This window comes from Paratissierella segnis (assembly GCF_014385195.1).
Classification (GTDB): domain Bacteria; phylum Bacillota; class Clostridia; order Tissierellales; family Tissierellaceae; genus Paratissierella; species Paratissierella segnis.
In genome coordinates, this window is record NZ_JACRTG010000029.1 from 1 (window position 1) to 19354 (window position 19354).

Consider the following 19354-nt stretch of genomic DNA (forward strand, 5'->3'; position numbering starts at 1 on the left):
TGTTTTGGCATGCTGTCAAGGGTGGCGGCGCACCAAGTTTAAATATATTTTGCAATTTTCTAGGTTCATTTGAGCCTAATTTCTTTGACTCTGTTTTTCATAGGCTACTTTACACTATCAATTTAATTAAAATTAATAATAAAAATTAAAAATAATATCTCATAAATCAACTAATAAATGTATTTAATTGATTATTTAAGAGCTAATATCCATATTGAAAGCCTTAGGAAAACGTATGCACAAGTTAGACAAATGTACCCCTTTTACAATTCACAATCAAAAAGATAGTGAAGAGTGCCTTTTACCTATTACCTAATTTAAAAAGTATTTCCACTATTTTTTCTGCTGCGTTACCGTCCCCATATGGATTGACTGCTTTTGCCATCTTATCGTATTCCTCTTTATTTGTTAACAAAGTTTCTAAATTGTCATATATATCCTTATAATCGGTTCCTACAAGTTTTGCAGTACCTGCTTCTATGCCTTCCGGTCTTTCAGTTTCCCTTCTTACAACCAAAACAGGTTTTCCCAAAGAAGGTGCTTCCTCTTGAAGCCCACCGGAATCCGTAACTACAATACTGGATTTAGCCATTAAATTTGTAAACGGTTCATAGTCTAAAGGATCTATTAAATGTATACGTGAATTATCTCCAAGTATTCTATGAGCAATTTCTCTTACCTTTGGATTTAAATGAATCGGAAATACCAATTCTACTTCCTCATGATTATTGACTATATCCCTTAAACTCGTAAAAATATTCTCCATAGGTTTGCCTATATTTTCTCTCCTATGAGATGTTAATAATATGATTTTTTTATTTTCATAATCCAATTCATTCAATAAATTATTGTCAAATATATAACGATCCTTTACGGTATATTTCAACGCATCTATAACTGTATTCCCTGTAATAAATATTTTTTCTTCAGGGTAATCTTCATTAAGTAAATTTTGCTTATTTCTTTCTGTCGGAGCAAAATGAAAGTCAGCAATTACTCCGGTCAATTTTCTATTTGCCTCTTCAGGATATGGTGAATATAAATTTCCACTTCTAAGCCCTGCTTCTACATGCCCTATTTTAACCTTATGATAAAAGGCCGCAAGAGCACCTGCAAATACAGTTGTAGTATCACCTTGTACTAAAAGTATATCGGGTTTTTCTATGTTTATAACTTCTTCCAATCCTTCCAAAGCACGTGTAGTAATCTCGGTTAATGTCTGCCCCGGCTTGAAAATATTTAAATCATAATCCGGTTTTATATTAAACAAACGTAATACCTGATCCAGCATTTCCCTATGTTGTGCTGTAATGCAAATAACGCTCTCTATATTAGATCTTTTTTCTAATGCTTTCAAGATGGGAGCCATTTTAATGCCTTCTGGTCTAGTCCCAAATACCGTCATAACTTTCAAAATATATACCCCCTATTTTTTACTGTTTCTAAACAATCCCATTTTAATTGCAAGAAAAACAATTAAAATAAATAATAATACGGAAAAATAAATAGCCTGATGACTATTGTATTTAGCAACTAAAACCGCAACAATTCCAAATATAGCTGATATTCCATATAGTATTAAAACCGTTTGCCTTTGGGAATATCCCTTATCCAACAATCTATGGTGTAAATGCCCTTTATCGGCAGATGTAATTGACTTACCACTCAGCAACCTCCTAAATATTGCAAATGTTGTATCAAAAATAGGAACTCCAAGGATAATTATGGGAACAATTATCGCGATTGTTGCTATGCTTTTCATAACTCCTTCTATGGATATGGCCGCCAGCATAAATCCTAAAAACAAGGCTCCTGTATCCCCCATAAATATCTTTGCAGGATTGAAATTAAAAGGTAAAAAACCTAAACAAGCCCCACCCAATATACAAGAAAGTATCATAACATCTGTATAATCAAACTTTGCTGCAACAAGCATCAAAGAAAAACTTGAAATCATAGCTACTCCTGCGGCCAAACCATCCAATCCATCAATTAAATTTATAGTATTTGTTATTCCCACAACCCAGAATAAAGTAACCGGTATTGAAAAATATTTTAGATAAAATAATGTATTGTGCATGGAAAAGGGATTTGTAACAAAATCAATCTTTACATCTCCAATTATTAAAACCAATCCTGCAGCTAACTGAAATATGACCTTCTTCTTTGGACTTAATCCCTTTATATCATCAATGATTCCGGAAATGACAATTATGGTCCCACCTAAAATTATTGATAATAGACTTTTATCTTTTGGTAAAAATATTATGGACGAAATTACTACAGAAATAAATATTGCCAAGCCACCCAACAATGGCATCGGCACTTTATGTACTCTTCTTTCATCCTTAGGAATATCTATTGCATTAACTTTAAAAGCCAATTTTCTAATCAACGGCGTCATTATAAATGAAATGAATATTGCTACAAATAATGGTAAAATATATCCTGTCATAAATATTCTCCTTAGTAACTTTCATTATAAAATCTTTTCTAAAGATAAAGCATCAATGAAGTTTTATGAAGCTTCACCAACTGAATATCGGAACTCAAAAGTAGAATTTTTCTATTCATTATAGATAAATTTTATATTAGAAATACATTAATGTCAAACATCTTTAAAAAAAAGGACAGAATATCTGCCCTTTTTATAAATATTATTTAGTTCCGAACAATCTATCTCCCGCATCTCCTAATCCGGGCACGATATAAGCATGATCATTTAGCTTTTCATCTATTGCCGCTACATAAATATCAACATCAGGGTGAGTCTCCTGCATTGCTTTTATTCCTTCAGGTGCAGCAATTAGATTTACTAATTTGATGCCCTTAACTCCTCTAGCTTTAAGAACATCAATAGCAGCTATTGCCGATCCCCCAGTGGCTAGCATGGGATCTAAAACTATCAATTCCCTTTCTTGTATATCTTCAGGTAATTTACAATAATACTCAACAGGTTTAAGTGTTTCAGGGTCTCTATACAGACCTATATGTCCGACCTTTGCTGCAGGAATAAGATTTAACATCCCATCTACCATTCCAAGTCCAGCTCTTAAAATAGGAATTAATCCTACCTTTTTCCCGGAAATTACATGAGCTTTTGTCCTTCCCATAGGGGTTTCTATCTCAACTTCTTCTAAAGGCATATTTCTAGTAACTTCATAAGCCATCAATGTAGAAATTTCCGTAACTAATTCTCTAAACTCTTTAGGACCTGTATTTTTATCTCTAATAATTGTAAGCTTATGCTTGATTAACGGATGATCTAATTCTATAATTTTTGACATACGCACTCCTCCTATGTATTTTTTACTTATTGCATTATAACATAAATTATGATTTAATTCATAGTGTTTTTTCAAATATGAATTAAATCATAAATCATTTGGGCTATTTATTTTCAAGCTCACTGATTAAATTTATTCGCCTTTCATGCCTTCCACCTTGGAACTTACTATTTAGCCAAGTTGATACTATTTCTATTGCCAAATCCTCTCCTAAAATTCTTCCGCCTAATGCCAATACATTGGCATTGTTGTGTTCAACACTCAATCTAGCTGAAAAAGGTTCATTACATAATGCACATCTTACGCCTTTTACCTTGTTTGCTGCTATTGAGATACCAATCCCAGTTCCACAGATTACAATGCCTTTATCTACTTCTTTAGATACAACTGCATCTGCTACCTTTTTCCCGTACTCGGGATAATCTACAGATTCGCTTGAATTGGTTCCATAATCTACATATTCTATTGACTGACTTTCTAAAAATTCCTTTATTCTCTCTTTTAAATTGAAACCGCCATGGTCACTACCAATTGCTATTTTCATCAAATTTCATCCTTTCTTGCCTCTTTCCCCTTACTAAATTGTCCATCATACTCTGTCCATTGTATTTCTCATCCCCAAAGTTCGACCCCAATAACTCTTCACTCTTAGTTCTTCACTGTTTTTGAAACGGAGATCCTTCAATTGCAATGCTTATGCTGCTATCTCAGGATGACATCTTGCAGAGATTATCCTGCCGCAATTTTTTCCATTGCCCTAAAGATTTCATCTCTTGCCATTTCATAATCTTTTAAAGTTCCCCCATAAGGGTCTTCAATATCCTTTTCTATCCCAAAGGCATAATAATTCAATGAATATACCTTTTTATCGCTCTTTGGAAATCTCTTTATAATTGCTTCTTTCTGGTTGTCAGTCATCGTTAATACAATATCTGCCTCTTCAATCATACCCCCATGTAACTGATTGGATATATGATTTGAAATATCAATCCCGATACTATCCAATGCTAAAATTGCATTGCTGCTTGCTCTATCTCCATCAAGTGCAAATATTCCTGCGGATCTTACTTCAATATTTGTATTGTATTTCTTGGATAAATGTTTTAAAATTCCCTCACCCATGGGACTTCTACATGTATTTCCTGTGCAAACAATCAGTACTTTCAAAATTCCACTCCTATACATTAATTACTTTTCCACCGGCTGCCTTTGTCATTCTATTCATTATCGCCATTCCAATATGGTCTAATTCAACACCTTCAGCTAGGATAATATCTACATTTTCTTCATCAAAATGCCTTAAAGCGTTAAATAGATTTGAGGCTATTGTCTCTCTATTGTTTCTACTGCCTACTACTAATACCAATCCTTCATCATAATTAGCTTTGGTTTCCTCTGTTGCCATTATACCAACTTTTTTGCCCTCTGTTAATAATCTTTTAACATTTTCTTTTATGCTTCCAACAATATCTTCAACCTTACCTGTATATAGATACATTTCCGCCTTCGGAGCATAATGTCTATATTTTTGACCGGGTGATTTTGGAGTTACTCCTTCTTTTAATGTGCCAATATCTTGCTCTACATCCGGAATAATTTCTTTTAAGTCCTCCATAGTAATACCGCCGGGTCTTAAAATCATTGGAACATCTCCTGTTAAATCCAAAACTGTGGATTCTACTCCAACACCGGTACTCCCCCCATCAATTATCATATCTATTCTTCCATACTGATCATCGATTACATGTTTTGCGATAGTTGGACTTGGCGCCCCTGACAAATTAGCAGATGGAGCGGCTATTGGAGTGTTAGATGATTTTATTAATTCCAATGCTATAGGATGATTTGGCATTCTTATTGCTACGGTATCAAGCCCCGCTGTAATTACACTTGGAACTAATTGACTTCTTTTAAAAATCATTGTCAATGGTCCCGGCCAAAATCTCTCCATACATTTATAAGAAAGCACAGGTATTTCATTTACTAAGGGATAAATTTGTTCAATAGATGCAATATGTAAAATCAAAGGATTGTCCTGAGGTCTCCCTTTAGCTAAAAAAATCCTTTTTACCGCTTCTGCATCTAAACCATTTGCTCCAAGTCCATAGACTGTTTCCGTCGGGAAAGCTACAAGCTTTCCTTCTTTAATGTATTTTGCTGCTTCTTTTATTAAGTTTTTATCTATATTGTTTTTATCTATTTGTATTATTTGAGTATTCATAACTGCCTCGCTTTTCAATTAACAACTTAATTCAATTCATAATTCACAATTGTTAGGGTCATCCTAAGCATAATGCCGGATAATTACTGCTGTTGTCATTCGTAGGGGCGGATGACCCTATCCGCCCATTAGGATCCCTACTATTTTTTTAGCTCATACTAACATGGGATTCTTCACTAGCGTTCAGAATGACGCCTTTGGCGTGTTGATGCGTCAATACACAATTCTCAGTTCATAATCGATCCTTAGGTCTTTAAAAAAGGAGAAGTTTCCTCCCCCTTTAACCTACTTGTTGAAGTTTCTCAGCTTGATCTGAAGTAACCAATGCGTCAATCATCTCATCTAAGTCTCCATCAATGAAACTATTCAATTTATATAGGGTTAAATTAATTCTATGATCAGTTACCCTACTCTGGGGGAAATTATAAGTTCTAATTCGCTCTGATCTATCCCCTGTTCCTACTTGCCCTTTCTTCATATCAGCTATTTCAGCATTTTGTTCCATCATTTTCATATCATATAATCTTGATTTCAAAATTTTCATAGCCTTTTCTTTGTTCTTAAGCTGGCTTTTTTCATCTTGACATGAAATAACCATTCCGGTAGGAATATGTGTAATCCTTACTGCTGAGTCCGTAGTATTTACGGATTGACCGCCATTGCCGGATGAGCGAAATACATCTATTCTCAAATCGTTGGGTTCAATTTCAACATCTATATCTTCAGCTTCGGGTAAAACAGCTACTGTAGCAGTAGATGTATGAATCCTACCATTTGCTTCTGTTTCAGGTACCCTTTGAACCCTATGAACTCCGGATTCATATTTTAATTTGCTGTAAGCACCTTTACCTTTAATCATAAATATGACTTCTTTATATCCGCCGATTCCTATTTCATTGGTATTCATTATTTCTATTTTCCAATTGTGTCTTTCGGCATATCTTAAATACATTCTGAAAAGAACTCCGGCAAACAGAGCTGCTTCATCTCCACCTGCTCCGCCTCTGATTTCAACAATAACGTTCTTATGGTCATTAGGATCTTTTGGAATCAATAAAATCTTTAATGCATCTTCAGATTTGGATAATTTTTCCTCCAAAACTTTTATTTCTTCCTTGACCATTTCCCTCATATCATCATCTAATTTTTCATAAAGCATCTGTTTAGCTTCTTCTAATTCTTCTTTTGTCTTTGTATATTCTCTATATTCCATGACAATAGGTTCTATATCAGCATGCTCTTTCATGACCTTTTGCCATTCCTCCAGGTCATTGATAAGCTCCGGATCCATCATTCTTTCATTTAATTCTTGATATTTATTTTCGATAAAAGCTAATTTATCCAACATAATATACAGCCCTTTCTAATCAATTCACAATTCACAGTTCACAACTCACAGTTCACAATCGAAAGAAAAACCCATAGCAACTCTATCTCGTCCCTGCAAATCCTTTAAAATATTGATATTTTTATATCCTTCATTATCTAATATATTCGAAACCTGTTTCCCTTGATTATACCCTATTTCATATATAAGAAGTCCATTTTTAATTAATAATTTTTTTGCATCTTCAGTTATTTTTCTATAAAAATTTAACCCATCTATTCCACCATCCAGTGCAAGCTTAGGTTCATAGAGCTTGACCTCGCTTTGTAACTGTTCAATTTCCTCTTTGGGGATATATGGTGGATTAGACACTATTATCTGAAATTCATTTTGCATATTCAATCTTAATATGGGTTCAAACAAATCCCCTTTTAAAAGTTCTACATTGGATAGGTCGAATCTTTCCTTGTTGATATTCGAAACTTTGATAGCAGCATCATCTATATCAATGCCATACACATAAGCTCCCGGACAGTATTTAGCAATGGATAAGGATATTGCGCCGCTACCTGCTCCTATATCCAAGACATTAATCCTATCCCCTTTATAGTATCTATTGATAAAATTGATAATATACTCTACCAAAATTTCCGTATCGGGTCTTGGGATTAGAACACCATCCTCTATATAAAAATCAAGTCCCATAAATTCCTTCTCACCTAATATATATTGTATGGGATAGCCTTTCGATCTTTTCTTTACCATTTCCATAAATTGATTTTCAATGTCTTTGGTGACTTGTCTTTCCCCATGTGAATATATATAGGATTTATCAACATTTAATAACTTTGCCAATATTAACCTTAACTCTAAAGGAGGATTATTAAATTCTTCTTTTTTTAGAAAATTTAAACCCAAAGTTATTAATTCATCAATTACCACTTGTCATCCTCCCTATTTTGGGGAATTACAGCCTCTAAAGCTTTTATCGCTACTTCTATTTGTCCATCGTCAGGTTCCCTAACAGTTGCTATTTTTTGAACCATTAATCCGGGTAAACTTATATAATAGCAAAAACTAGAGTTGCTTCTGCCGATAAACCTATTTACTTCATATGAAATCCCTGCAATTACAGGAAACATGAGCACTCTTATTAATACCCTTTTAAGAGGATTAGGCCAACCAAAAAATGATAACACAATTACGCTTATTATCATTACCATAAATAAAAAGCTGGTTCCGCATCTTGGATGAAGTATGGAATATTTTTTTACATTTTCTACAGTCAATTCTTCTTCGTTCTCATAGCAATGGATTGTTTTATGCTCTGCTCCATGATATTCAAAGACTCTTTTTATGTCTTCCATTTTTGAAATCGCGATTACATAAATAAAAAATATGATGATTCTTATTAAGCCTTCAACTAGGTTTAAGAGAATGTGATTTTCTATTTTAGATTTTGCAAAATTAGTTATAAAACTTGGCAAGATCATAAAAATACCAACAGCCAATACTACTGATATAATTACAGATAGAGTCATTTCCACATCTTGAGCCTTATCTTTAAAGACTCTTTGTGTAAAAGTCTCTTTGTCGGATTCTGCTTCCTCTTCTTCATAGAACTCAGCCGAATACATTAGCGCCTTAGTGCCGATTGATAAGGATTCAACTAAGCTCACAACACCTCTAATAATAGGCCAACCGAGAAATTTATATTTATTTTTTATGGGATTTAATTTATCCACTTTTAATTCTATATCATTATTTGGTTTTCTGATTGCAATAGATATATCATTTGGTCCCCTCATCATAATGCCTTCTATAAGAGCTTGCCCTCCTATGGTAGTTTTATGTTTTGGGTTTATTTTAGAAGATTTTAATTTCAATTTTTCACCGTCCTTCACTGTTCACTGTGTTTTACTCAATTTAAACAAAAATAAAAGGTTAGGTGCCCATGCAACTAACCTAAGATGTAAAGAAATTTATTAGTCAATATTGTATTTCTTCTTAAATTTCTCAACACGTCCACCACGTTCAACAAATTTTTGACGTCCTGTAAAGAATGGATGACATTCTGAACAAATTTCTACTCTTAGTTCATCTTTTGTTGAACCCGTTTTAAATGTATTTCCACAAGCACAGGTAACTGTAGCTTCTTTGTATTCTGGATGAATGCCTTTCTTCATGTTTTCACCTCTCTCTTTGCAAAACTCTGCAAAAAATACATATGCTCTATAACCACTAAATTATAGCATATATTTTTTTTTTTTTCAACTAAATCCAAATTTTATTTCGCATATCATTTATGAAATCAGCGTTAGTTTTTGTTTGAATAAGTTTTTCAATCAGGTTTTCCGTCACATCTTGAGTATTTGCATTGCCCATTGCTTTACGCAATGCCCATACTGTTTCTAATTCTTTTTGACTTAACAGCAATTCTTCTCTTCTGGTACCTGATTTATATATATCAATAGCAGGGAAAATTCTCTTTTCAGACAATTTTCTATCTAAATGAATTTCCATATTACCTGTACCTTTAAATTCTTCAAATATCACATCGTCCATTCTACTGCCTGTTTCAACCAAGGCAGTAGCAAGTATAGTAAGGCTCCCGCCTTCCTCCAAATTTCTTGCCGCTCCAAAAAATCTCTTTGGTTTGTGAAGTGCACCAGGATCTAACCCACCGGACAATGTTCTGCCTGTAGGAGGAATAATAAGGTTGTATGCTCTGGCAAGTCGAGTAATGCTGTCAAGCAATATTACCACATCCTTACCATGTTCGACAAGCCTTTTTGCTCTCTCCAAAACAATTTCCGAAACCTTAGTGTGGTTTTTAGGTAATTCATCAAATGTGGAGTAAACTACATCACCTTTAACAGATCTTTTCATATCCGTTACTTCTTCAGGCCTTTCATCTATCAGCAATATGATCAATTCTACCTCCGGATGATTTTGGGATATTGAATTTGCTATCATCTTCAAAATAGTCGTTTTTCCGGCCTTAGGAGGTGATACAATCATTCCCCTTTGTCCCTTTCCTATAGGTGCAACTAAATCTACCATTCTGGTAGCATATTCATTTGGAATAGTTTCTAGGATTAATCTTTCATTTGGATATATTGGTGTAAGACTATCAAAATCCGGTCTCCTTGTAGCAGTATCAGGAGGCATATCATTAACCGACTTGATGTAAAGTAGGGCTTTAAACTTTTCTCCCACCTTTGGTGGTCTTGTAATACCTGTTATCTTATCTCCGGTTTTTAATCTAAATCTTCGAATTTGAGAAGGTGAAATATAGATATCATCATCACCTGATAAATAATTTTCTCTCCGTAGGAATCCATACCCATCCGTATGCAATTCCAATATACCTTCTGCAATGTTTATATCTTCTAATTGCTCAATTTCTTCTATAGCATTATCCGATATATCTTCCATATCAATTTCTTTAATGTCCATTTTTTCTTCAGTACTTTCATTATCTTTGGATTGATCTGTTGCAGCTAAATTCCCCGCAATAGCGTCAATCAATTCTCTTTTCTTATACTTATAAGCACTTGAAATCCCGTAAGCTTTTGCTATCTCCCTAAGCTCTGTTATATTTTTCCCTTCAAGTATTTCTTGATCCAAATCATCACCATTCCTTAATTAACAATATAACAATTAACATATAACAATTAACATATAACAATTTTAAAAACACTGTAATTCAAGAATTTCTTTGGTAATTTCCAATATATCTGTTAGCGGTTAATTGTTCATGGGAAACAGCCCAAGGGCTATTTCCATGCTTTTCCTACGCTACCGAATACTTCAATTTTTTCTTTAACTGTTTCCTTCATTGCTTCTCTTGCAGGCCCCAAAATCTTTCTTGGATCTATTTCGTCGGGATGTTCTACAAAGAAATTCTTAACCGATTTAGCAAATGTTGCTCTAATATCGGTATCAATATTTATCTTACAAATTCCTAGTGGTATAGCTTTTCTTAAAGCATCATATGGAACACCACTTGAGCCATGTAAAACCAATGGAACAGATACTACTTCTCTAATAGCTTTAATCCTATCAAAGTCTATCTTAGGTTCTCCCTTATAAACACCATGTGCGGTACCAACTGCAATCGCCAATGAGTCTACTTTAGTTTCTTCCACAAATCTTCTAGCTTCCTCAGGATCAGTAAAAGTTGCATCCCTATCCGATACGGTAATATGATCTTCAGTACCACCTATTTTACCCAATTCGGCTTCTACAGATACACCAACTGCATGAGCAATTTCTACAACCTTCTTACTATAAGCTATATTTTCCTCTAATGCAAATTTAGAGCCGTCGATCATGACTGATGAAAATCCATTTCTAATGCATAACATAACTTGATCAAAATCCGTACCATGATCCAGATGGAGTGTTACCGGCACCTTTGCTAATCTGCTGGCCGTCTTTCCTAGATCTGAAATATACTCAATACCGGCATATTTAATGCCGCCTTGACTTGCTTGTAAGATAACTGGGGAATTCAATTCATTTGCTGCCTCTACAATTGCTTGTACTATTTCCATATTGTTGATATTAAACGCTCCAACAGCGTATCCATTTTTTTGTGCATGTAGCAAAATCTCCTTGCCTGTTACTAACATTATATCCCCTCCATGATTTTTGTATAAAATAAATTATTTGTTAATATAATTATACCGCATATAATTGATATTTCCATTATTTTCTGTAAAAATGACCAGAAATTTGTGTAAAATTCGCCTTTTAACTTTTAATTTTATCTCTTCTTTCTGAATTGTCAACTATTATCTAAGTCCCAATATCTTTCTCGTTTCTTCCGGTGTTGCTATTTCTCTACCTAATTCCTTAGCAAGTCTTACTACCTTTTCAACCAGTTCTCCATTGGATTTTGCCAAAACTCCCTTTTCAAGATAGACATTATCCTCAAACCCTACTCTTACATGACCACCCATTACGATGCCTAAAGCTGCCATTGGAAGCTCATGTCTTCCTACACCGGCTACTGTCCAAGTTGAACCTTGAGGGATACTATCTACTAAAAATGCCAAATCTCTTGCTGAAGCAGTCATCTGCACCCCTAATACAAAATCAAAATGCATTGGAGCTTTAATAAATCCTTGTCTGTGAAATCTGATTGCATAATCAACCATGCCCTTATCAAATACCTCTATTTCAGGCTTTATTCCACGTTCATTCATTATCTTTGCAAAGTTCTTGATTGTATTTTCGGTGTTTACAAATATTTCATCTCCACCAAAATTCAATGTCCCACAATCCAATGTAGCCATTTCAGGATATAACTCCGTTGGCTGTAATCTTTCTTCATCGCTCATGCCAACTGCTCCGCCTGTTGAAGGCTGAATAATTACATCCGGGCATCGATTCTTTATTTCTTCAATACAAGCTTTGAATCTATCCTTGCTTTGAGTTGGTGTGCCATCATCTTCTCTAACGTGCAAATGTATAATACTAGCCCCTTTTTTATAAGCGCTTTCAGCTTCTCTGCCTATTTCTTCTACTGTATACGGAACATTTGGATTGTTTTCCTTTGTAACTTCCGCTCCACAAATTGCTGCAGTAATGATCAACTTTTCCATTATATACCCCCTAATCAATTCACAATTCACAATGCACAGTTCACAATTAAAAAAGCAATTCACAATTCACAATGCACAGTTCACAATTGAAAAAGCAATTCACAATTCGCAATGCACAGTTCACAATGCACAATTACTTGGGTCGAGTTTTAGGGCCTTTAAAAGAGGAGATCCTTCAATAGTAACATCCTGCAGAAATAATACTGCCTTTTGTTTTCCACTCTTCACTCTTAGTTCTTATATTTTCACTATTTTTCCCTATTACCTAACTGTCCTCATCTTGTCCTTCGGTACGACACAAGTGCCTTCAGCCCTGCAAACGACTATTGGATGTTCCAGCACATCACATGCGGATTCATTGATATCTGGTCTCGGTGTTATAATTTTTCTTGCTTCAAAGGTCATTTTTCTTGATGTATTCCCTATCTTCGTAATTTCCCCAACAGCCTCAATATAATCCCCTGCATAAACAGGTGCTATAAATTCAACTTTGTCATAGGCCACAAACAAGCCTTCATCCCCATCATGCCTGATAAGAAGCTCCGTAGCTACATCACCAAACAATTGTAATATCCTTGCACCATCTACTAAGTTTCCTCCATAATGTGCGTCAGCCATGCTCATACGAACCCTAATCATAAGCTAAATCCCCCTTATAGCTATTTATCTTTAAAGGTTTTATAACCTTAGTCGCATTTATTATAACATATAGTGGCTAAACTAGGTAGCTTTTCTTGAAACCCAATAATTGAGACAATTATGAAATTTTTATATAGGATTGTTTAAGGTCATATCGTTTTAAAGCATATTTAATTATACTTCCTATAAAATCTCCCGCTGACATCTTCTCAGCCTCAGCCATATAGCCCATATATCCGTTATGCGCTTTGCCTGAAGGCATGGTAAGTCCGGCAAAGGTATTAAGTTCCAAAAAATAAGGTGTACCATCTTGGGCAATAATCATATCTATACGTCCAAAATCCTTTGCGTTTAAAACCTTGTATATTCCCTTTGCTATATCTTCAATCTTATCTTGTTCTTCTTTGGGAAAATTTGCAGGGCAATGAATGATTTCATTATCCAACATTTTATGTTCATAAGTATTAGTGATGGATGAGTTATACTCGATTTCTAAAATGGGCAACACCCTTGGGTTTGAATTTCCTATAATACCTACAGTTATTTCTCTACCCTTGATAAACTCCTCTACTAAAGCAGCTTGACCAATTTTTTTGGTGATTTTATCAACTACCTTAGGTAAATCTTTAGGATTATTTACTACATTTTCTTCACTGATTCCTGCACTCCCACGACCGTCGATGGGTTTCACAAATAATGGATATTTTAAAGAATGTTCAGGAATCATCTTAGAATCTTTTGTTACAAAAAACTTTGGCGTTGGCAGATTATGATAAGTAACCAGTTCTTTACGAACTGACTTATCAGCGGACACCAAATCCAAATCGGACCCGACAAATGGGATCCCAAAAGCCTTTAAAAAAGCGACTTCTCTAAGTGATGAAGCATTGAAAACAATATCTACTTTTTGGTGAGTAAGCTCTTTCACCGTTTCTTTGATATCTTTTTTCCACTCGATTAAAACTGCATCAAAACCAGCCTCTTTGATTGCATTCATATGTTGGAAAGCCTCATCATAGGCGTCGTCATAAATGTTGTTTTGCGAAAGCTTTCTTTGCATCTCAACATTTCTAAATTTACGCCAGAATACTCCTACTTTCAATTTTACTGCACCTCTTTTATTGTTTTTAATATATGAAATAAAGCTCCTTCCGTTATAGATACTTACAGGAACTAATATAAATCATATCACATTATATTTCTATACGCAAAACAATGGATATATTGGTTTGCTTTTCATTGAATTATTGTTGTCTTTCTGATAATATAGATTATAAAGTGAAATTAATTACCAATATAATAAATCTACTATGAGAGGAGTAATATATGATGCTCGAAGGAAAAGTATTAGTTGCGCAAGGGGGAGGTCCTACATCTGTTATAAATCAATCGCTTGTAGGTGTAGTACTGGAATCCAGAAAATTTCCTCAGGTGACCAGAGTATATGGGGCATTAAATGGTGTAAGCGGAATAATCAATGAAGAATTTGTTGATTTAACACAGGAAACGACACATAATCTTGAAAAAATAGCATCAACGCCTTCATCAGCATTATTCTCAACAAGGGATAAGCCTGATGAGGAATATTGCAAGAAAATATTCGAGGTATTAAAGATTCATGGAATAAGATATTTCTTCTATATAGGTGGAAATGATTCTGCTGATACAGTTAGAATAGTAAATGAACAGGCAACCGAATCAGGATATGAATTGAGAGCAATACATATCCCTAAAACAATAGACAATGACCTTCTAGTAAACGATCATTGCCCGGGATATGGCTCAGCGGCAAAATTTGTAGCACAAGCTTTTATGGGAATAAACCTAGATGTAAGTTCTCTGCCGGGAGTTTATATAGGAGTAGTAATGGGAAGACATGCAGGATTTTTAACTGCAGCTTCTGCTATGGCTCAAAAGTTTCCTGATGATGGTCCGCATCTAATATATTTGCCTGAAAGACCATTTATAGTCGAAAACTTCCTATCTGATGTAAAAGATGTCTACGAGAAATACGGTAAATGTATAATTGCAGTATCAGAAGGAATTGTTGATGAAAATCATGTTCCAATCATTACAAAACTTTCAGGAAACGTTGAAAAAGACAGTCATGGAAATGTTCAGCTTTCAGGAACAGGCGCTTTAGGCGACTTATTGGTAAAAATAATTAAAGAAAACTTAAATATAAAAAGAGTTAGAAGCGATACATTCGGATATTTACAAAGATCCTTCATAGGATGTGTGTCCGAAGTAGATCAATATGAAGCCAGAGAAGTGGGTGAAAGGGCAGCTCAATTTGCATTGTGGAACAATGTAGATGGCTCAGTTACTATCCATAGAACAGGCTCCTACTCTGTAGATTACAAGCTTACAAGCCTTGATAAAGTAGCTAGACTGACAAAGTCTATGCCTGATAATTTCATTAATGAAAAAGGTAATCATGTAACGGAAGAATTCAGGAATTATCTTCGACCGCTTCTTGGTCCGGATATGCCACAAGCTCATAGGATTAGAGCTCCAAAGGTTGAAAAAAAGTTAAATAAATAAGTAAAAAATAATTGAACTACACACTGCTTTTTGATAGCGTGTAGTTCAATCATGTAACTAAAAATTAAATCTTTACTCTCCATTTATACATAATACACATTTTCTTTTTCTTGGTCTATTATAATCAAAGTCCACAAACCAAATGGATCCGTAGGGTCCTGTCTGAAGTACTCCTTCATCAATAACAAAAGTCTCAGAGGCTCCTATTAATGTCGATTTCAAATGAGCTGGTCCGTTTAAAATAATTCCTTGGAATTCAACATGCTGACCCCCTCCTATGTTTAAATGCTTAGGACCTGGATAAAAATAATTATCATTAAATTCAACTTGATCAGGAAATATTTTTCTTAACCCTTGGTTTAAATCTATTTGTAAGTAATCATGACCTACCGGATCTTCATCATGAACATATTCTTCAAAAAATACAGCACATGTAGTATGCAAAGACTGAACTGTCACGGTTCCATTTTTAATACTAGATTCAGAAATAACCTCTTCTATTTTATCTGTTATATTAAAAAAGTGAATTTTAGGAAATTTTGTTTCAAATTCAAGATATTTTATTTTAATCATTAGCGTCTTTCCTTTCAAAGTTTTTCTATTAGTTAAACTTCCTGCTTATAAATTCGTGAACCAAAGTCCTTCTTAGCTCTTAGGATACCATCTAAAAAATCGTCAATTTTTGCAATAGGGTCTGAGCAGCAGAATACCCCCGAAGCTCCGCCACCTGACTCAGAACCATTTTTAATGTTGCGATATATATCATTACCATTCTTAATTCCAGCGCCTTGCGATACAATAATATTAGGGTCATAATCTCTTATCGCTTTTGTTGTTGAATGTATATATTCCTCAGAAGAAACAACTCCAGTTCCAATTAAATTTGATTGTTCACATATAATACCTGTTGGATGTAAACTTGCAATTATTCTTACTTCTTCAATTGAATCAGCACAAACAAAGGTATATAATCCAGCTTTTTTTGCATATTTCATAGCATTAATCAATTGACTAAGTGTCATTGGTTTTGCTGAAGCATGATTAAGTATGACACCGTCCGCTCCTGCATCTACTAGGGCCTCAGCTGAGACTCCTCCCATTGTATTGCCTTGTTCAATGGGATCCATAAACTGTGCATTGATAATGATGTGAGGGGCTATCAATGAAACCCTATAAATATCAACAATAGGTACTTCCATTGTTACAGTTATATCATTTTCCACTGCTATTTTTTCACAATATTTAGCAATTTCAAGTAGATCAGCACCCCACATGTAAGATTTAGCATTAATACCCAACGTTGGTGTTTTGATTACCTTTTTTTTAATCATCCTACTTCCTCCTAACAACAATTGAATACACGATAATAGTGTTCAAGTTTTTCTTTGATTGCTTTATCAGCAATCATCATCATCAATCTATAATCATTTGGTCTCTCTTCAAGTATTGAATTTGCTCCTACTACACAAAGGTCAGTGAAAATATTTATTTTACTTATTCCTAATTCTGCACACTTTTTTAAATTTTCATCTCCTGTCGAAGACCCTCCATGTAATACAAGAGGGATACTTACAGCACTTTTTAATTCAACAAGCCTTTCAAAATTTATCTTTGGTGTTCCGTTATAGAACCCGTGTGCAGTTCCTATGGAAACAGCTACTGAGTCAATATTAGTTAAATTAACAAATTTGACTAACTCATTAACTCCAGTATATTTAGATGATTTTACTTTTTCATTTTCATAATTTTCTCCAGCACCTACATGTCCTATTTCTGCCTCTACCGTCACATTTCTAGGATGAGCGTATTCAACTATTTCCTTTGTTTTTCTTACATTTTCTTCAAAACTATCAGTCGATGCATCTATCATCACAGAAGTAAATCCCTGATCAATCGCTTTCTTTATAAAATCTATGGATTTACCATGATCAATATGCAATGCTACTGGAATTTTTGCTTTTTCTGCATAATAACTTCCTATTAAATAAGCTTCTTCTAATGATAGAAAATTCTGCATTCCTTCACTAAAAGCTATAATAGAAGGTCTATCCAGCTTTTCTGCAACCTCAATATAAGATCTGACCATATTCAGGTTAATAAAATCCGGTGAGGGAATTGCATAGTCTCTACTGTTTGCATCTAATAACATTTCTTTTGAGTTTACTAGCATAATATTTCTGATATATCATATGAGATTACATACACGCAAATATGATACATCTCCTCCTTTCTAGTACATGCAATGATTTATTTAAGCATTCCTTTATAGAACATAACTATTGATACTATTTTCTGTGTTATTTTATTTCTTCTATACCTGTTTTACTTCTTTAGTTTCTTCTTGTTGATCCTTATTCTTAAAATATATTCTTTGTAGAACAATAGTACCTACGATAATTATTAAGCTGAAGATAAGTCCTGCCGTATTGCTAAAACGGAATGCAAGAAAAAACGGAGCTGCCGCAATCAATGTACCACCAGAGAGTGATGAAATTAATGCGTACTCTGTTTCAAATCCACTAAGTATTGCTACTTCAGTTATTACTGGGGCCATATATGATGCTATTAGCAATGTGCTTATAAATAAAATCGTGGTAGAAAAAAGTGTTCTCCCAAATTTACCTTTGTGTACAACATTTAGCATTGAACTACAGTAACCACAGGCAGCCAAAGAAGCAATTGGAATAACCCTATTTCCGGGAACAATTGCAGCTAGCACAATGAGGATTGGAATAGCTATAACTGTAATTAACATAACAGTGTTGTGCCCTAAACCAACAGCATTATCCATACCGATATACAAATCGCTATTTCCATCCATTTTACTCCTCATCTTTTGGACAGCTTGATTAATTGGTAATAATCCTTCCATTAAAATTTTGACCATTCTTGGTGTCAAGTATAAAAATGCCGCCATTGCCATTCCTGTAGTAAAAGATGTCTTTGCACCTTGACCAGCAATAAACCCAAGTACCGTTCCTAAAATAAATCCTAAGTAAATTGGATCCTGGATAATCTTAAATATAGCGTTTTCTTGAAGTTTCTTACCCTGCCCACCACCTACCTTTGTTTTTTTATCATTTCTAAACCTTTTACCAATGAAGTTATATATAGGTTCCATAATGAAACCAAATATCCATTGGTCAAGAACACCGCCATGTGGTATTGAAATGCCTGGAATCCCAGTTACCTCCTGTACACGGGGAGCTGTCCTATCTGCAAATAACAAAATAATTGCAGCGTGAGCTATTGCTGCTAATAAACTATATAAAATATTATTTGTAACAAAATATACTAATGACCCTGTCACTGCATAATGCCAAAAATTCCAAATATCTACATTCATTGTTCTGCTAGCACCAATTGTCACCATTATTACATTAAATAAAATCATAACAGGGATAATCATAGCTCCAATTTGAGTTCCAAACGCAATACCTGATAATGCTTGCCATCCAACATCTACTACATCTAGATTTAGGTTAGCTTTTGTAACAAGCCCATTTGCGACCGGTCCCAAATAATCACTAACAATTGACAAAGCTAAATCCAATCCAAATAGTCCAATACCTACAGTAATTCCACCTTTGATTGCCTTATCTACATTGACTTTAAAAAGAACTCCAATTATTGCAATCATTAAAGGAACCATTAAATACTTTCCTAACCCGGCAAGATTCGCAAAAAACTCATTTATAAATGCCATTTTATTTTCCTCCCTTTA

At 34.3% G+C, this 19354-nt stretch carries 20 protein-coding genes; 1 reads left to right on the forward strand and 19 read right to left on the reverse strand.

Going from position 1 to position 19354, the window contains the following annotated elements; genetic code table 11:
- Positions 1 to 301: 301 nt before the first annotated feature.
- The 15 genes from wecB to H8707_RS11930 all read right to left on the reverse strand — a co-directional run bounded on the left by wecB (position 302) and on the right by H8707_RS11930 (position 14188).
- The gene (gene wecB, locus H8707_RS11860; protein WP_316699674.1) at positions 302 to 1414 is read right to left on the reverse strand and encodes a non-hydrolyzing UDP-N-acetylglucosamine 2-epimerase; all 1113 of its coding nucleotides are present in this window, start codon (positions 1412 to 1414) and stop codon (positions 302 to 304) included.
- Between the two features lie 12 nt (positions 1415 to 1426).
- The gene (locus tag H8707_RS11865) at positions 1427 to 2455 is read right to left on the reverse strand and encodes a glycosyltransferase family 4 protein (RefSeq protein WP_262430352.1); all 1029 of its coding nucleotides are present in this window, start codon (positions 2453 to 2455) and stop codon (positions 1427 to 1429) included.
- Between the two features lie 202 nt (positions 2456 to 2657).
- Positions 2658 to 3287 (reverse strand): uracil phosphoribosyltransferase, encoded by a 630-nt coding sequence (upp, locus tag H8707_RS11870; RefSeq protein ID WP_262430353.1) that lies wholly within the window; start codon positions 3285 to 3287, stop codon positions 2658 to 2660.
- A 103-nt stretch (positions 3288 to 3390) separates the two neighbouring features.
- Complete coding sequence (rpiB, locus tag H8707_RS11875; protein WP_262430354.1) at positions 3391 to 3831, reverse strand: ribose 5-phosphate isomerase B; 441 nt, start codon at positions 3829 to 3831, stop codon at positions 3391 to 3393.
- A gap of 185 nt (positions 3832 to 4016) precedes the next feature.
- Positions 4017 to 4454, reverse strand: coding sequence for a low molecular weight protein arginine phosphatase (locus tag H8707_RS11880; protein WP_262430355.1), 438 nt, complete (start codon positions 4452 to 4454; stop codon positions 4017 to 4019).
- A gap of 10 nt (positions 4455 to 4464) precedes the next feature.
- Positions 4465 to 5508 (reverse strand): L-threonylcarbamoyladenylate synthase, encoded by a 1044-nt coding sequence (locus tag H8707_RS11885; protein WP_262430494.1) that lies wholly within the window; start codon positions 5506 to 5508, stop codon positions 4465 to 4467.
- Positions 5509 to 5788: 280 nt separating this feature from the next.
- A complete protein-coding gene (gene prfA, locus H8707_RS11890; protein ID WP_262430356.1) occupies positions 5789 to 6856 on the reverse strand; it encodes a peptide chain release factor 1 in 1068 nt (355 codons plus the stop codon).
- A 45-nt stretch (positions 6857 to 6901) separates the two neighbouring features.
- Positions 6902 to 7777, reverse strand: coding sequence for a peptide chain release factor N(5)-glutamine methyltransferase (prmC, locus tag H8707_RS11895; RefSeq protein ID WP_262430357.1), 876 nt, complete (start codon positions 7775 to 7777; stop codon positions 6902 to 6904).
- Complete coding sequence (locus H8707_RS11900; RefSeq protein ID WP_262430358.1) at positions 7771 to 8721, reverse strand: DUF1385 domain-containing protein; 951 nt, start codon at positions 8719 to 8721, stop codon at positions 7771 to 7773. The genes prmC and H8707_RS11900 overlap by 7 nt, the downstream gene beginning before the upstream one ends.
- Positions 8722 to 8820: 99 nt before the next feature.
- Positions 8821 to 9021: a 50S ribosomal protein L31 gene (rpmE, locus tag H8707_RS11905; protein WP_262430359.1), complete on the reverse strand. Its 201-nt coding sequence runs from the start codon at positions 9019 to 9021 to the stop codon at positions 8821 to 8823.
- Between the two features lie 88 nt (positions 9022 to 9109).
- Positions 9110 to 10465 carry a transcription termination factor Rho gene (rho, locus tag H8707_RS11910; protein WP_262430360.1) on the reverse strand — a complete coding sequence of 452 codons (1356 nt, stop codon included), beginning with the start codon at positions 10463 to 10465 and terminating at the stop codon, positions 9110 to 9112.
- A 149-nt stretch (positions 10466 to 10614) separates the two neighbouring features.
- The gene (locus tag H8707_RS11915) at positions 10615 to 11472 is read right to left on the reverse strand and encodes a class II fructose-1,6-bisphosphate aldolase (RefSeq protein ID WP_262430361.1); all 858 of its coding nucleotides are present in this window, start codon (positions 11470 to 11472) and stop codon (positions 10615 to 10617) included.
- A 162-nt stretch (positions 11473 to 11634) separates the two neighbouring features.
- Positions 11635 to 12447: a 3-keto-5-aminohexanoate cleavage enzyme gene (gene kce, locus H8707_RS11920; RefSeq protein ID WP_262430362.1), complete on the reverse strand. Its 813-nt coding sequence runs from the start codon at positions 12445 to 12447 to the stop codon at positions 11635 to 11637.
- Positions 12448 to 12708: 261 nt separating this feature from the next.
- Entirely contained in the window at positions 12709 to 13086 is a 378-nt protein-coding gene (gene kal / locus H8707_RS11925) for a 3-aminobutyryl-CoA ammonia lyase (RefSeq protein ID WP_262430363.1), read from the reverse strand.
- 118 nt (positions 13087 to 13204) lie between these two features.
- The gene (locus tag H8707_RS11930; RefSeq protein WP_262430364.1) at positions 13205 to 14188 is read right to left on the reverse strand and encodes a D-alanine--D-alanine ligase family protein; all 984 of its coding nucleotides are present in this window, start codon (positions 14186 to 14188) and stop codon (positions 13205 to 13207) included.
- 227 nt (positions 14189 to 14415) lie between these two features.
- On the opposite strand from H8707_RS11930, the gene H8707_RS11935 reads away from it, so the two are divergent.
- Entirely contained in the window at positions 14416 to 15630 is a 1215-nt protein-coding gene (locus tag H8707_RS11935; protein ID WP_262430365.1) for a 6-phosphofructokinase, read from the forward strand.
- A 72-nt stretch (positions 15631 to 15702) separates the two neighbouring features.
- On the opposite strand, the gene H8707_RS11940 is transcribed toward H8707_RS11935, so the two are convergent.
- From H8707_RS11940 to H8707_RS11955, 4 genes are all read right to left on the reverse strand, one after another.
- Positions 15703 to 16203, reverse strand: coding sequence for a YjbQ family protein (locus H8707_RS11940; RefSeq protein ID WP_262430366.1), 501 nt, complete (start codon positions 16201 to 16203; stop codon positions 15703 to 15705).
- 32 nt (positions 16204 to 16235) lie between these two features.
- Positions 16236 to 16961, reverse strand: a complete 726-nt coding sequence (locus H8707_RS11945; protein ID WP_262430367.1) for a triose-phosphate isomerase — start codon at positions 16959 to 16961, stop codon at positions 16236 to 16238.
- A gap of 11 nt (positions 16962 to 16972) precedes the next feature.
- The gene (locus H8707_RS11950; RefSeq protein WP_262430368.1) at positions 16973 to 17800 is read right to left on the reverse strand and encodes a class II fructose-bisphosphate aldolase; all 828 of its coding nucleotides are present in this window, start codon (positions 17798 to 17800) and stop codon (positions 16973 to 16975) included.
- Between the two features lie 141 nt (positions 17801 to 17941).
- Entirely contained in the window at positions 17942 to 19336 is a 1395-nt protein-coding gene (locus tag H8707_RS11955; protein ID WP_262430369.1) for a PTS transporter subunit IIC, read from the reverse strand.
- Positions 19337 to 19354: the final 18 nt, after the last annotated feature.